The organism is Rhodosalinus sp. K401, from assembly GCF_041365735.1.
Taxonomy (GTDB): domain Bacteria; phylum Pseudomonadota; class Alphaproteobacteria; order Rhodobacterales; family Rhodobacteraceae; genus Rhodosalinus.
The window spans coordinates 68,790-81,981 of sequence record NZ_JBGFSI010000004.1; the positions used below are offsets into that span (position 1 = coordinate 68,790).

A 13,192-nucleotide genomic window follows, 5' to 3' on the forward strand; every position below is an offset into this window, starting at 1 on the left:
AGGGAGAGCTTCCATGATCCGCACACGCCCAGCGCTCGCTGCCGCGCTCGCGCTCGCCGCGGCGCCCGCCTTCGCCCAGCGCGCCGACATCACCGTGGCGATGCAGCTCGAGCCGCCGCATCTCGATCCGACCTCGGCGGCGGCCGGCGCGATCGACAACGTGACCTACGCCAACATCTTCGAGGGCCTCACCCGGTTCCGGGAGGATGGCTCGGTGGTGCCGGGCCTCGCGGAGAGCTGGGAGATCTCGGATGACGGGCTCACCTACACCTTCACGCTGCGCGAGGGGGTAAGCTTCCACGACGGCACGGCGATGGACGCCGAGGACGTGAAGTTCACGCTGGAGCGCCTTCTCGCGGACGAGTCCACCAACGCGCAGAAGGCCCTCTACGAGGCGATCGAGACCGTCGAGGTTCTCGACGCGCTCACCGTGCGGCTGACGCTCTCGCGTCCCGAGGGCAGCCTGCTGTTCAACCTCGCTTGGGGCGACGCGGTGATCGTGGCCCCCGAAAGCGTGGCCGACATAAAAACGAACCCGGTGGGCACCGGCCCCTTCCGCTTCGTGGACTGGGTGCAGGGCGACCGGGTGGAGATCGCCCGCCACGACGGCTACTGGGGCGAGGCGCCCGCGCTCGAGCGCGCGACCTTCAAGTTCATCTCCGACCCGACCGCGGCCTTCGCGGCGATGATGGCCGGCGACATCGACGCCTTCCAGGCCTTCCCAGCGCCCGAGAACCTGCCGCAGTTCGAGGCGGACCCGCGCTTCGAGGTGCTGATCGGCTCCACCGAGGGGGAGACGATCCTGTCCACCAACAACGGCCAGCCGCCCTTCGACGACCTGCGCGTGCGCCAGGCGCTCGCCCACGCCATCGACCGGCAGGAGATCATCGACGGGGCGATGTTCGGCTACGGCACGCCGATCGGCACGCATTTCGCGCCGCACCATCCGGCCTACCTGGATCTCACCGACAACTCGGCCCATGACCCCGAGCGCGCGCGCGCGCTTCTGGCCGAGGCGGGCTACCCGGACGGCTTCACCACCACGCTCAAGCTGCCGCCGCCCTCCTACGCGCGCCGCGGCGGCGAGATCGTGGCGGCGCAGCTGCGCGAGGTGGGCATCGAGACCGAGATCACCAATCTGGAATGGGCCCAGTGGCTCGAGGAGGTGTTCCGCGGCAAGGATTACGGCCTCACCATCGTGAGCCACACCGAGCCCCTGGACATCGGCATCTACGCCCGGCCCGACTACTATTTCCAGTACGACAACCCCGACTTCCAGGCGCTCATGGAAGAGCTCAACGCGACGACCGAGCCCGCGCTGCGGGCCGCGCTTCTGAAGGACGCGCAACGGATCATCGCCGAGGATTTCGTGAACGGCTACCTCTTCCAGCTCGCCTCGACCTCGGTCGTGAAGGCGGGCATCGAGGGGTTCTGGGCGAACGCACCCACCCAGGCGATCGACCTCACCGGCGTCAGCTGGGCCGAGTGACGGCGCCGCCGCCCGCCGCCACGTCTTCCCGGCGGCGGCGGGCGCGCAGGTAGAACTCCACGAGCACGAGGTAGGGCAGGAAGAAGGCCCAGAGCTGCACCCGGTCGAAAAGCCCGGTGAACTGCTCGTTGGAGGCGATCCCGCCGGTCGCCATGTACCAGAGCCCGTAATGCACCCGGTAGATCCACGACCCGATCGCCAGGACGAAGAGGCGGAGCGCCCAGTCCCGGTGCAGCTCGAATCGCCGGGCGCGGGCGTGGCGCGCGGTCTGCACCGCGGCGAGGAGCATGAGCCCGCCATAGGTGGCGAAGGCCAGGTCCATCATCGGCCCGCCCACCGTGCCCCGCGCGGCGATGTAGAATAGCCCCGCGAGCGCCGCCGCGCCGGCCGCCACAGCCAGCACGCGCCCCGACCAGCGGTGCAGCGCGGGCCAGCGCCGGCGGATCGGTCCGACAAGCTGGAGCGGCGCCAGCACCGTGATCGCGGCGCCCGTCACCATGTGAAGCGCGATCGCCGCCGACGCGGCGCCGCCCGCGGGCGGAAAGAGATGCGAGGGCTCCGCGAGCGCGCCCGCCATCCCCCGCCCGGCGAGATCGACCGAGTGCAGCACGAAGGGCAGCACGGAAAGGGCGAGCAGCCCCAGAAGCCCGAGCTGCACGGGTTCGATCCATCTGCGGCGCGCTTTCATCGCCGGCCTCCGCCCTCGCCAAGCCTGCCAGAGAATATCGCGCGGCGCGCGCGCTTCCAGCCCGCGCGGCGCGCATCGGCTCTGGACCGGCCCCGCCGGCGACCCTAACGTCCGGCCATGCTGCGCTACACGCTCCGCAGGCTCGCCTCCCTCGTCGTCTCGCTCGTCGTGGCGAGCCTCGTCATCTTCGCCGTGGTGGAGGTGGCGCCCGGGGATCCCGCGAGCTTCATGCTGGGGATCAACGCAGCCCCCGAGACGGTGGCCGCGCTGCGCGCCGAGCTCGGCCTCGACCAGCCGAAATGGCAGAGATACCTCGACTGGGTGGGCGGCATGCTCACCGGGGATTTCGGCACCTCCTACACCTACCGAGCGCCCGTGGGCGAGATGATCGCCGACCGGCTCTGGGTGTCGCTGCCGCTCGCGCTCTACGCGCTCGCACTCTCGACCCTCATCGCCTTCCCCGCCGGCATCTACGCCGCCGCGCGGCGCGGCCGGCCGGGCGATCTGGCCGTGATGGGGCTCACCCAACTCGGCGTGGCGGTGCCGAACTTCTGGTTCGCGATGATGCTGGTCCTCCTCTTCGCGATCACGCTGGGCTGGGTCGGCGCGGGCGGCTTCCCGGGATGGGAGGCCGGCGTCTGGGCCGGGATGAAGGCGCTGACGCTGCCCGCGATCAGCCTGGCGTTGCCGCAGGCGGCGATCCTCGCCCGGGTGATGCGCTCCTCCCTGCTCGACATCCTGGGCGAGGACTTCATCCGCACCGCCCGCGCAAAGGGGCTCAGCCGCGGCCAGGCGCTCTGGCGGCACGGGCTGCGCAACGCGCTCATCCCCGTTCTCACGATCCTGGGGCTGCAATTCGCCTTCCTGCTCGCCGGCGGGATCATCATCGAGCAGGTCTTCTACCTGCCCGGGCTCGGGCGGCTCATCTTCCAGGCGATCTCCGCGCGCGACCTCATCGTGGTGGAATCGGTGGTGATGCTGCTCGTCTTCGCCGTGATCCTGGTGAACTTCCTCGTGGACCTCGCCTATGCCGCGGTGGACCCGCGCCTCCGGAGGCGGGCATGACCGGGGCGGACCGCAAGCTTTTCCTGGGCGGAGCGCTCACGCTGCTCTTCGTGGCCGCGGCGCTTCTCTCCTTCGTCTGGACGCCCGAGGACGTGACGCGGATGAACATCGCCGGGCGGCTCCGGCCGCCCTCGGCCGCGAACTGGCTCGGCACCGATCATTTCGGCCGCGACATGCTCTCGATGATCATGGTGGGCGCGCGCACCTCGCTCGCCGTGGCGCTTCTCGCCGTGGGGATCGGCATTGGGATCGGCGTGCCGCTCGGCCTCGCCGCGGCGGCGCGCCGGGGCGGCTGGCTCGACGAGATCATCATGCGCGCCAACGACCTCGTCTTCGCCTTCCCGAGCCTCGTGATCGCGATCCTCATCACCGCGGTCTTCGGCCCCTCGGCGGTCAACGCCATCGTCGCCATCGGCATCTTCAACATCCCCGTCTTCGCGCGGCTCACCCGCGGCGCGGCGCTCTCGCTCTGGCAGCGCGAGTTCGTCATGGCCGCCCGCGTGGCCGGCAAGTCGACCGCCCGGATCAGCGCCGAGCACATCCTGCCCAACGTCACGAACCTTCTCATCGTGCAGGGCACGATCCAGTTCTCGCTGGGCATCCTCGCCGAGGCGGGGCTCTCCTATGTCGGGCTCGGCGCGCAGCCGCCCACGCCCTCCTGGGGGCGGATGCTCGCCGACGCGCAGACGATGGTGAGCCTCGCGCCCCATGTCGCGCTGATCCCCGGCCTCGCAATCGTGTTCACCGTGCTCGGCCTCAACCTCATGGGCGACGGGCTGCGCGACCGGCTCGACCCGCGGCTCCGGGTGGCGCGCGCATGACGCTGCTGCAGATCGAAGGGCTGAATCTGTCCGTGGGCGGTGCGCCGATCCTGCGCGAAGTCTCGCTCTCCATCGCGGCGGGCGAGATCCTCGCCGTCACCGGCGAAAGCGGATCGGGCAAGTCGCTCACCGCGCTCTCGGTGATGGGTCTCTTGCCGGGCAACGCCAGCGTCGCGGGGGCGATCCGCCTGGAGGGGCGCGACCTTCTCGGCCTTTCCGAGCGCGAGATGTGCGCCGTGCGCGGCCGCGACGTGGGCATGGTGTTCCAGGAACCGATGACGGCGCTCAACCCGGTGCAGAGCATCGGGGACCAGGTGGCCGAAACGATCCTCGTTCACGAGCGCGCACCCCGGGCCGAGGCCATGGCGCGCGCCCGCACCATGCTCGACCGGGTGGGCCTGCCGGCCGAGCGCTTCCCGCTCTCGCGCTACCCGCACGAGCTTTCGGGCGGGCAGCGCCAGCGCGTCGGCATCGCGCTCGCCATCGCGCTCCGGCCGCGGTTGCTGATCGCGGACGAGCCCACCACCGCGCTCGACGTCACCACCCAGGCGCAGATCCTCGCGCTTCTGAAGGAACTCGCCCGGGATTTCGGCATGGGGCTCATGATGATCACCCACGACCTCGCCGTGGTGAGCGACATGGCCGACCGCATCGCCGTGATGCGCGACGGCGAGGTGGTGGAGACGGGTGAGACGCGCCGGCTCTTCGCCGCCATGCGCCACCCCTACACCCGCGCGCTCTTCGAGGCCTCGGGCCACAGGGTGACCCTCCCGCCGCGCCACGTCACGGGCGGGACGCTTCTGGAGGTGCGGGGGGTCAGCCGCGACTACCCGCTCCCGCGCGAGGGCCTGTTCGCGCCGCGCCGGCACCACCGCGCGGTGAACCGCGTGAGCCTGTCCATCGGCCGGGGAGAGCGCGTGGGCCTCGTGGGCGAGTCGGGCTGCGGCAAGTCCACCCTCACCCGCGCGATCCTCGGCCTCGAGGAGGTGCAGGAAGGCGATATCCGCATGGAGGGCGCCCCGGTCTTCACCGGCCACCGCCCCAACCCGGAGGTCCGCCGGAAGATGCAGGTGGTCTTCCAGGACCCCTATGGCAGCTTCAACCCCCGTCATCGCGTGGCGCGGCTGGTCACCGAACCCTTCCACCTGCTCGACGCCCCGCCCCGCGGCGCGGCGCGGAACCGCGCGGTGGCCGAGGCGCTCGAGGCGGTGGGCCTCTCGGCCCGGGACGCGACCAAGTTCATCCACGAGTTCTCGGGCGGCCAGCGCCAGCGCATCGCCATAGCGCGCGCCCTCATCATCCGCCCCGAGCTCATCGTCTTCGACGAGGCGGTCTCGGCGCTCGACGTCTCGGTGCGCGCCCAGATCCTGGACCTCATCGCGCGGCTCTCGGGCGAGTTGAGCCTCTCCTATCTCTTCATCAGCCACGACCTGACTGTTGTGCGCCGCATCACCGAGCGGGTCCTCGTCATGCGCGCGGGCGAGATCGTCGAGGAGGGCGAGACCGAGAAGGTCTTCTCCCAGCCCCGCCACCCCTATACGCAGGAGCTGATCGCCGCCGCGCCGCGCCTGCCCGCGCCGCCATCCGCCACGGAGACGCCCGATGCCGCTTCCTGAGCTGCCCTTCGATCCCGCCCGCTGCCTCGTGGGGGGCGCCTGGATCGCGCCCGAGAGCGGCGCGCGGCTGCTGCTGGAAAACCCCTCCGACGGCGGCGCGCTTGCCGAGATCGCCGGCGGCGGCCCGGCCGAGGTGGACGCCGCCGTCGCCGCCGCGCGCACTGCGCTTGCCGGCGACTGGGGCGCGGCGGATGCGGCGGCGCGGGGGCGCGCGCTCTCGCGCCTCGGGCGGCTCGTCGAGGAGCATGTAGAGACGCTCGCCCGGCTGGAAGCGCTCGACGTGGGCAAGCCGCTCTCCCAGGCGCGCGCCGACGCCGCCGCGCTCGCGCGCTACATGGAGTTCTACGGCGGCGCGGCCGACAAGCTCATGGGGGCGACGATCCCCTTCCGAGAGGGCTACACCGTCTACACGCTCCGCGAGCCGCATGGCGTCACCGGCCATATCGTGCCCTGGAACTACCCGATGCAGATCATCGGGCGCTCCGTGGGCGCGGCGCTCGCCGCCGGCAACGCCTGCGTTCTGAAACCCGCCGAGGAAGCCTGTATCACCGCGCTCTTCTTCGCCCATCTGGCCGAGCGCGCGGGCCTGCCCGCGGGCGCACTGAACGTGGTGCCCGGCACCGGAGAGGCCGCCGGCGCCGCGCTCGCGGGCCATCCGGGCATCGATCACCTTAGCTTCACCGGCTCGGTGGCAACCGGGCGGAAGGTGCAGGCGGCCGCGGCGGAAAACGTCGTGCCGGTGACGCTGGAGCTTGGCGGGAAATCTCCCCAGATCGTCTTCGCCGACGCGGATGTGGAAGCCGCGCTGCCCTTCCTCGTCGGCGCGGGGATCCAGAACGCGGGGCAGACCTGCTCTGCGGCCTCCCGGATCCTCGTGGAGCGCCCCCGCTATGCCGAGATCGCCGCGCGGATGGCCGAACGCTACGCCGCGCTCGAGGCCGGCCCCGCGCTCGAGGACCGCGCCCTAGGCCCGCTCATCTCGGCCCGGCAGAAGGCGGTCGTGGAGGGCTACCTTGCCGAGGGCGCGGATCTGCCCCGCGCGGGCGAGGGGCGCATCGCCCCGAACGCGCCCGCGGGCGGGCATTACATGGCGCCCGTCCTCTTCGGCGACGTGCCGCCCGACCACCCCCTCGCGCAGGAGGAGATCTTCGGCCCCGTCCAGTGCCTCATCCCCTTCGACGGCGAGGAGGAGGCCGCCGCCATCGCCAACGGCACGGGCTACGGCCTCGTCGCCGGGGTCTGGACCGCGGACGGCGGCCGGCAGATGCGCCTCGCGCGGCGGCTGCGCGCGGGCCAGGTCTTCCTGAACGACTACGGCGCGGGCGGCGGGGTGGAACTGCCCTTCGGCGGCACGGGGCTCTCGGGCCACGGCCGCGAGAAGGGGTTCGAGGCGCTCTTCGGCTTCACCGCGCTCAAGACGGTGGCCGCCCGGCACGGCTAGACCGCCGAGACGCGTCCCTCACGCCCAGGACAGCGCGTCCTCCAGCCGGTCGTCGCCCCGGAAAAGCGCGTCGCCCACGGTAAAGCTCGGCACGCCGAAAAGCCCCGCCCGCTCGCTCGGACAGGCCCCCGATCCGAGTGACTTTGAGACGGGAGGCATCGCTCCCCGGGAAGACCCGGAAATCGACCTGGCGCATCGCCCCTCCTTGCGCGTCGCCCGGTTTCCTGCACTCTGTGTTGCAAGGGAGGGACGACCTTGAGACTGGCAGGCAAGACCGCCATCGTCACCGGGGCCGCCTCGGGCTTCGGCGCGGGGATCGCGCGGCGCTTCGCGGCCGAGGGCGCGCGCGTGCTCGTGGCCGATCTCGACGGCGCGGGCGCAAAGGCGATGGCGGCGGAGATCGGGGACGCGGCGCTGCCCTGCCGGGTGGACGTCTCGGACGGCAAGAGCGTGGCCGCGATGGCGGAGACCGCGCAGGTCGCCTTCGGGGGCCTCGACATCCTCGTGAACAATGCGGGCGTCACCCATCTGCCCGCGCCCATGGAAGAGGTGAGCGAGGCCGATTTCGACCGCGTCTTCGCCGTGAACTGCAAGTCGGTCTACCTGACCGCGCGCGCGCTCGTCCCGGCGATGAAGGCGCAAGGCGCGGGCGCGATCCTCAACATCGCCTCCACCGCGGGCGTCTCGCCGCGCCCCCGTCTCAACTGGTACAACGCCTCCAAAGGCTGGATGATCACCGCCACGAAGGCCATGGCGATCGAGCTTGCGCCCCACGGCGTCCGCGTGAACGCGCTCAACCCCGTGGCCGGCGAGACGCCGCTTCTCAGGTCCTTCATGGGCGAGGACACGCCGGAGATGCGCGCGCGCTTCCTCGCCACCATCCCGATGGGGCGCTTCTCCACGCCCGGGGACATGGGGGCGGCCGCCGCTTTCCTGTGCTCGGACGAGGCGTCTATGATCACCGGCGTGGCGATGGAGGTGGACGGCGGGCGCTGCATCTGAGCCACGGCCCTTGCGCCCGCGTCTTCTTGGCGGAAATACTCCCGCCGGAGGCCCGCGCGCGCCCGCGGCGCGCGCCACTGAAGGCGCGCGGGCGCAGCCCGCACATTTCGGAGATACGATGGAACCCGGCGCGCGCAACCTGATCACCGACGTCCCCGGTCTCCGGGTGGGCAACGCGCAGGATACCGCGCTGCGGTCAGGCGTGACGGTGCTGACCGCCGACGCGCCGCTCACCGCCTCGGTCGCGGTGATGGGGGGCGCGCCCGGCACGCGCGAGACGGATCTCCTCGCGCCCGACCGCACGGTGCAGGCGGTGGACGCGCTGGTGCTCGCGGGCGGCTCTGCCTTCGGGCTCGCCGCGGCGGACGGAGTCGTGGACGGGCTCCGCGCCGCGGGGCGCGGCTTCGCCGTGGGGCCCGTGCGCGTGCCCATCGTGCCTGCCGCCATCCTTTTCGACCTGCTGAACGGGGGCGACACGGCGTGGGAGGAGACCCCCTACCCGGCGCTCGGGCGCGCCGCCCTCGAGGCCGCCTCGGCCGACTTCGCGCTCGGCACCGCGGGGGCGGGGACCGGCGCGCTCACGGGCATGCTGAAGGGCGGGCTCGGCTCCGCCTCGCTCATGCTCACAAATGGCGTGACCGTGGGCGCACTGGTGGCCGCCAATCCCATCGGCAGCGCCACGACGCCGGGCGAGCGGCATTTCTGGGCCGCGCCCTTCGAGATCGGCGACGAGTTCGGCGGGCTCGGCCCGGATCCGCGGCCCGGGCTCGGGCGCAGCCTCGAAAGCCGAAAGCACAGCGCCTTCGCGGCGCAGGCCGGGGCCAACACCACCATCGCGGTCGTCGCCACCGACGCTGCGCTCACCAAGCCAGAGGCGCATCGCGTGGCGGTGGCGGCCCATGACGGCATCGCCCGCGCCGTGGTGCCCGCGCACACGCCCAACGATGGCGATCTCGTCTTCGCCGTCGCCACGGGCGCGCGCACGCTCAGCGGCCACGGGCCGGGACTTGCAGAGATCGGCCACGCCGCCGCGCTCTGCCTCGCCCGGGCGATCGCCCGGGCGGTTTACGAGGCGCGGCCCGAGCCGGGCGACCTTCTGCCCGCCTGGCGCGCCGGGAACGCGGCGGGCTGACGCCCGGCCGCGCGCCGCGTCAGCGCCGGGGCCGCCAGTGCGTCGGCACGATGACGAGCGCGCCCACGGAACTCAGGATCGCATCCATGCCCGGCGGGCCGAAGCTCACGCCGAACATGATCCGCACGAAATAGAACAGGAATGCCCCGCCCACGCAGATGATCACGCTTTGCAGGATGCCGTTCCGTGTGAAGCCCGTCCGCTCGGACAGGTAGCCCACGAGCCCCGCTATGACGACGGTGCCGATCAGTGCCGGGAACATGGCCTAGCCTCCAAGTTGCGTGCCCGCGGGCACCGGCATGCCGCGCAGGAAGGCGTCCGCCTCCTGCGGGCCCCGGCCCTCGCGCTGAAGCCGGGTGATCCGCACGGCGCCGTCGCCGCAGGCCACGGCGAGGCGATCGTCGAGCGCGCGGCCCGGGGCGCCGGCGCCCGCCTCCACACGCGCGCCGAGCAGTTTCACCCGCTCGCCGGCGATCCGCGTCCAGGCGCCCGGGAAGGGCGAAAGGCCGCGGATGCGCCGCGCGACCTCCTCGGCCGGGCGCGTCCAGTCCACCACGGCCTCGGCCTTGTCGATCTTCGACGCGTAGGTAACCCCCGCCTCGGGCTGCGGCTCCGGGGTCAGGGTGTCGAGGCGGTCGAGCGCCTCCACGATCGCCTCCGCGCCGAGCCGGGCGAGACGGTCGTGCAGCGCGCCGGCGGTCTCCTCCGGCCCGATGGGCGTCGCGCGGCGCAGGAGCACCGGCCCGGTGTCGAGCCCCGCCTCCATCTGCATGATGCAGATGCCCGTCTCCGTGTCGCCCACCATGATCGCGCGCTGGATCGGCGCGGCCCCCCGCCAGCGCGGAAGAAGCGAGGCATGGATGTTCAGGCACCCCCGCGCGGGGGCCTCCAGGATCGGCTGGGGCAGGATCAGGCCGTAGGCGGCGACGACCGCGACCTCCGGCGCGAGCGCGGCGAAGGCGGCCTGCGCCTCGGCGCTCCGCAGGCTTTCGGGATGGCGGACGGGCAGGCCGAGGCGCTCGGCCAGCGCCTGCACGGGCGCGGGGCGCGGCTTCTTTCCCCGTCCCGCGGGGCGCGGCGGCTGGGTGTAGACGGCGGCGATCTCGTGGCCCGCATCGGCGAGCGCCGAAAGCGCCTCGGCCGCGAAATCCGGCGTGCCCATGAAGACAATCCGCACCGCCCTACCCCGCCTTTTTCGCGCGGCGGAGCAGCATGTCGCGCTTCACGCGGCTCAGCCGGTCAAAATACAAGCGCCCGTCGAGATGGTCGATCTGGTGCTGGACCGAGACCGCCCAGAGCCCTTCGAGGTCGCGCCGGTCGATCTGCCCGTGCTCGTTCAGGAAGCGCACGGTGACCGTCGCGGGACGTGTCACCCGCGCCGAGACGCCGGGCAGGCAGGGGCTCGCCTCCTCGTGCTCGGCCAGCTCCGCGGAGGCCTCGAGAATCTCGGGGTTGGCCAGGCGCAGGGCGCGGCCGCGCTCGCGGCTCGCATCCACCACGGCGAGGCGCAGATCGACCCCAAGTTGCGGCGCCGCGAGGCCCACACCCGGCATGGCGTCCATCACCCGGATCATCTCGTCCCAGAGGCCGCGGATCTCGTCGGTCACCGCCTCCACCGACGCGGCCGGGCGGCGGAGCCGCGGGTCGGGCCAGCGCAGGATCGTCCGCGCGCTCACGCGCGGGCCTGCTCGCGCTTCAGCTTGACCATCCTGCGGGTGATCATCTGCCGCTTCATCGGACCGAGATAGTCGATGAAGAGCTTCCCGTTCAGATGGTCGATCTCGTGCTGGAGGCATGTGGCCCAGAGCCCGCCGAAGCCTTCCTCGCGCAGCGCGCCGTCCACGTCCATCCAGCGCACCTGCACCTCGGCCGGGCGGGTCACGTCGGCGAACTGCTCGGGGATCGACAGGCATCCCTCCTCGTAGGTGTTGAGCTCGTCCGAGGCGGCCAAGATCTCGGGGTTGAACATCGCCAGCGGGCGCGGCTCCTCCCCCTCGCGCTTGGCGCAGTCTAGCACGACAAGCCGCTCGAGCACGCCGACCTGCGGCGCGGCAAGGCCGATGCCGGGCGCGTCGTACATGGTCTCGAGCATGTCCTCGGCCAGCTGCCGGCGCGCGTCGGTGATGTCGTCGACCGCCGCGCTGACCTTCTTGAGGCGCGGGTCGGGGTGGATCAGGATGGGCCGTTTCATGGCCGTTGAGATAAGCGAGCGCGTGACCGTGCGCAACGCCCCCTTGCGCCCCGCGCGCTTTCGTCTAGCGTCGCGCGCCGAACCGGAGGGAGCAGATGGATTTCGACTTCGACGAGGTGATCGAGCGCCGTGGGACCCATTCGCAGAAATGGGACAAGATGGAGCGCCTCTACGGCGTGCCGGCGGAAGACGGGCTGGCGATGTGGGTTGCGGACATGGATTTCCGCCCGCCCCCGGGCGTCACCTGGGCGCTGGCGCGGATGGTAGATCACGGGATCTACGGCTATTTCGGCGATGACACGGACTATCTCGACGCGATCCGGTGGTGGATGCGGGAACGCCATGGCTGGGATGTCGCGCCCGAGTGGATCTTCACCACCCACGGGCTGGTGAACGGCACGGGCCTTTGCGTCGACGCCTACACGCAACCGGGCGACGCCGTGGTGCTCTTCACCCCCGTCTACCACGCCTTCGCGCGGGTGATCCGCGCCGCCGGGCGCCGCGTCGCGGAATGCGAGATGCCAGTCGAGGACGGGCGCTACGTCCTCGATTTCGACGCCTGGGACGCGCAGATGACGGGCGACGAGCGCATGCTCGTGTTCTGTTCGCCGCACAATCCGGGCGGGCGGGTCTGGAGCGCGGAGGAGCTGCGCGGCGTGGCCGAGTTCGCGCGGCGCCACGACCTGATCATGGTGTCGGACGAGATCCATCACGACCTCGTCTATCCCGGCGCGCCGCGGCACCTGCCCATGACCGTGGCGGCGCCGGATATCCTCGACCGGCTCGTGATGATGACCGCCACCACCAAGACCTTCAACATCGCGGGCGCGCATCTCGGCAACGTCATCGTGCCCGACGAGGCGCTGCGGGCGCGCTTCGCGGCGCGGATGGCCGCGCTCGGGATCAGCCCGAACGCCTTCGGGCTGCACATGGCCACCGCGGCCTATTCGCCGGAGGGCGCAGCCTGGGTGAATGCGCTCATGGCCTATCTCGACGGCAATCGCCGCATCTTCGATGCCGGCATCGCGGAGATCCCGGGGCTCTCGTCCATGCCGCTCGAGGCCACCTATCTGTCATGGGTGGATTTCTCGGGCACCGGGATGCCGGGCGAGGAGATTACGGCCCGCGTCGAGAAGGACGCGCGGATCGCCGCGAATCATGGGCCGACCTTCGGCAAGGGCGGCGAAAGCTGGCTTCGCTTCAACATCGCGACCCCGCGCGCCCGCGTCGAAGAGGCGGTCTCGCGGCTTCGGTCGGCCTTCGCCGACCTTCAGTGACGCCTCAGCCCTCGCGCGCGTCGGCGATCAGCCCGGCGGGCGCGGCCTCGTCCCGAGCGAAGTCGAGCGCCACGCCGCCGGGGGCCGCGATCGGCCGCTTGAACTCGTAGCGGCGCTCGCCCCCCTCCTCGGCGGAGGTCACCACGAGGCACCGCCCGAGATGGCGCGCGCCGTCGTAAAGATCGACGAGGCCGCGCAGACGCGGCGCTTCGCCCGCGTCGAGAACGAACCCGCCCTCCCAGATCCGAAGCACGGCGTGGCTGGCCCCGCCCCCTTCCACCCTGAGGCGGGTGCGGCGGCGCGCGCGCATCGACCGCGCGGCATCGAGACCCGCTTGCAGTTCCGCCGAGACGTAGGTGGACATGATCCGCTTTCCGCTTTCCCTTACGACAAGAAGGTCCGCAAAAAAGATGAAAATCAAGTGAAACCGGGGGCGCGGCGGATGCCGAAGCTGCGCGAGGATGTCGCGT

The 13,192-nt window shown here is 71.9% G+C and carries 15 protein-coding genes; 8 read left to right on the forward strand and 7 right to left on the reverse strand.

What is annotated here, in order from left to right; all coding sequences use genetic code 11:
* Window positions 1–13 precede the first annotated feature (13 nt).
* Complete coding sequence (locus tag AB6A66_RS06225) at window positions 14–1,489, forward strand: ABC transporter substrate-binding protein (protein WP_371055208.1); 1,476 nt, start codon at window positions 14–16, stop codon at window positions 1,487–1,489.
* Here AB6A66_RS06225 and AB6A66_RS06230 read toward each other — a convergent pair.
* Window positions 1,473–2,177 carry a DUF2306 domain-containing protein gene (locus AB6A66_RS06230; protein ID WP_371055209.1) on the reverse strand — a complete coding sequence of 235 codons (705 nt, stop codon included), beginning with the start codon at window positions 2,175–2,177 and terminating at the stop codon, window positions 1,473–1,475. The two genes, AB6A66_RS06225 and AB6A66_RS06230, sit on opposite strands and share 17 nt — an antisense overlap.
* Before the next feature lie 117 nt (window positions 2,178–2,294).
* Between AB6A66_RS06230 and AB6A66_RS06235 the strand changes: the two genes are divergently transcribed.
* From AB6A66_RS06235 to AB6A66_RS06250, 4 genes are read left to right on the forward strand one after another with little or no spacing between them, the layout of a single operon-like run.
* Complete coding sequence (locus AB6A66_RS06235; protein WP_371055210.1) at window positions 2,295–3,242, forward strand: ABC transporter permease; 948 nt, start codon at window positions 2,295–2,297, stop codon at window positions 3,240–3,242.
* Window positions 3,239–4,063, forward strand: a complete 825-nt coding sequence (locus AB6A66_RS06240) for an ABC transporter permease (RefSeq protein WP_371055211.1) — start codon at window positions 3,239–3,241, stop codon at window positions 4,061–4,063. Before AB6A66_RS06235 ends, AB6A66_RS06240 begins: the two co-directional genes overlap by 4 nt.
* On the forward strand, window positions 4,060–5,679 hold the full coding sequence (locus AB6A66_RS06245) for an ABC transporter ATP-binding protein (protein ID WP_371055212.1): 1,620 nt from the start codon (window positions 4,060–4,062) through the stop codon (window positions 5,677–5,679). Before AB6A66_RS06240 ends, AB6A66_RS06245 begins: the two co-directional genes overlap by 4 nt.
* A complete protein-coding gene (locus AB6A66_RS06250; protein ID WP_371055213.1) occupies window positions 5,666–7,120 on the forward strand; it encodes an aldehyde dehydrogenase family protein in 1,455 nt (484 codons plus the stop codon). Before AB6A66_RS06245 ends, AB6A66_RS06250 begins: the two co-directional genes overlap by 14 nt.
* An 18-nt stretch (window positions 7,121–7,138) precedes the next feature.
* Here the strand turns inward: AB6A66_RS06250 and AB6A66_RS06255 are convergent, their stop codons facing one another.
* Window positions 7,139–7,279, reverse strand: a complete 141-nt coding sequence (locus AB6A66_RS06255; RefSeq protein ID WP_371038201.1) for a hypothetical protein — start codon at window positions 7,277–7,279, stop codon at window positions 7,139–7,141.
* A 96-nt stretch (window positions 7,280–7,375) separates the two neighbouring features.
* Between AB6A66_RS06255 and AB6A66_RS06260 the strand changes: the two genes are divergently transcribed.
* Both AB6A66_RS06260 and AB6A66_RS06265 read left to right on the forward strand, forming a co-directional pair.
* Complete coding sequence (locus tag AB6A66_RS06260) at window positions 7,376–8,122, forward strand: SDR family oxidoreductase (RefSeq protein ID WP_371038200.1); 747 nt, start codon at window positions 7,376–7,378, stop codon at window positions 8,120–8,122.
* 118 nt (window positions 8,123–8,240) lie between these two features.
* Window positions 8,241–9,254 (forward strand): P1 family peptidase, encoded by a 1,014-nt coding sequence (locus AB6A66_RS06265; protein ID WP_371055214.1) that lies wholly within the window; start codon window positions 8,241–8,243, stop codon window positions 9,252–9,254.
* Between the two features lie 19 nt (window positions 9,255–9,273).
* Here the strand turns inward: AB6A66_RS06265 and AB6A66_RS06270 are convergent, their stop codons facing one another.
* The 4 genes from AB6A66_RS06270 to def (AB6A66_RS06285) are packed head-to-tail and all read right to left on the reverse strand — an operon-like array spanning window position 9,274 to window position 11,445.
* Window positions 9,274–9,516, reverse strand: a complete 243-nt coding sequence (locus tag AB6A66_RS06270) for a hypothetical protein (RefSeq protein ID WP_371055215.1) — start codon at window positions 9,514–9,516, stop codon at window positions 9,274–9,276.
* Between the two features lie 3 nt (window positions 9,517–9,519).
* Complete coding sequence (gene fmt, locus AB6A66_RS06275) at window positions 9,520–10,431, reverse strand: methionyl-tRNA formyltransferase (RefSeq protein ID WP_371055216.1); 912 nt, start codon at window positions 10,429–10,431, stop codon at window positions 9,520–9,522.
* 4 nt (window positions 10,432–10,435) lie between these two features.
* Window positions 10,436–10,930 (reverse strand): peptide deformylase, encoded by a 495-nt coding sequence (gene def, locus AB6A66_RS06280; protein WP_371055217.1) that lies wholly within the window; start codon window positions 10,928–10,930, stop codon window positions 10,436–10,438.
* On the reverse strand, window positions 10,927–11,445 hold the full coding sequence (def, locus tag AB6A66_RS06285) for a peptide deformylase (RefSeq protein WP_371055218.1): 519 nt from the start codon (window positions 11,443–11,445) through the stop codon (window positions 10,927–10,929). The genes def (AB6A66_RS06280) and def (AB6A66_RS06285) overlap by 4 nt, the downstream gene beginning before the upstream one ends.
* A 95-nt stretch (window positions 11,446–11,540) precedes the next feature.
* Here def (AB6A66_RS06285) and AB6A66_RS06290 point away from each other — a divergent pair, with 95 nt between their 5' ends.
* Window positions 11,541–12,722, forward strand: coding sequence for a MalY/PatB family protein (locus tag AB6A66_RS06290; RefSeq protein WP_371055219.1), 1,182 nt, complete (start codon window positions 11,541–11,543; stop codon window positions 12,720–12,722).
* Window positions 12,723–12,726: 4 nt separating this feature from the next.
* Here the strand turns inward: AB6A66_RS06290 and AB6A66_RS06295 are convergent, their stop codons facing one another.
* Complete coding sequence (locus tag AB6A66_RS06295; RefSeq protein WP_371038193.1) at window positions 12,727–13,086, reverse strand: hypothetical protein; 360 nt, start codon at window positions 13,084–13,086, stop codon at window positions 12,727–12,729.
* Window positions 13,087–13,192 lie beyond the last annotated feature (106 nt).

Bases quoted from the DNA above. Each gene is read 5' to 3' on its own strand.
- AB6A66_RS06225 (WP_371055208.1), top strand. From the start codon at position 14: ATGATCCGCACACGCCCAGCGCTCGCTGCCGCGCTCGCGCTCGCCGCG.
- AB6A66_RS06230 (WP_371055209.1), bottom strand. From the start codon at position 2,177: ATGAAAGCGCGCCGCAGATGGATCGAACCCGTGCAGCTCGGGCTTCTG.
- AB6A66_RS06235 (WP_371055210.1), top strand. From the start codon at position 2,295: ATGCTGCGCTACACGCTCCGCAGGCTCGCCTCCCTCGTCGTCTCGCTC.
- AB6A66_RS06240 (WP_371055211.1), top strand. From the start codon at position 3,239: ATGACCGGGGCGGACCGCAAGCTTTTCCTGGGCGGAGCGCTCACGCTG.
- AB6A66_RS06245 (WP_371055212.1), top strand. From the start codon at position 4,060: ATGACGCTGCTGCAGATCGAAGGGCTGAATCTGTCCGTGGGCGGTGCG.
- AB6A66_RS06250 (WP_371055213.1), top strand. From the start codon at position 5,666: ATGCCGCTTCCTGAGCTGCCCTTCGATCCCGCCCGCTGCCTCGTGGGG.
- AB6A66_RS06255 (WP_371038201.1), bottom strand. From the start codon at position 7,279: ATGCCTCCCGTCTCAAAGTCACTCGGATCGGGGGCCTGTCCGAGCGAG.
- AB6A66_RS06265 (WP_371055214.1), top strand. From the start codon at position 8,241: ATGGAACCCGGCGCGCGCAACCTGATCACCGACGTCCCCGGTCTCCGG.
- AB6A66_RS06270 (WP_371055215.1), bottom strand. From the start codon at position 9,516: ATGTTCCCGGCACTGATCGGCACCGTCGTCATAGCGGGGCTCGTGGGC.
- def (WP_371055218.1), bottom strand. From the start codon at position 11,445: ATGAAACGGCCCATCCTGATCCACCCCGACCCGCGCCTCAAGAAGGTC.
- AB6A66_RS06290 (WP_371055219.1), top strand. From the start codon at position 11,541: ATGGATTTCGACTTCGACGAGGTGATCGAGCGCCGTGGGACCCATTCG.
- AB6A66_RS06295 (WP_371038193.1), bottom strand. From the start codon at position 13,086: ATGTCCACCTACGTCTCGGCGGAACTGCAAGCGGGTCTCGATGCCGCG.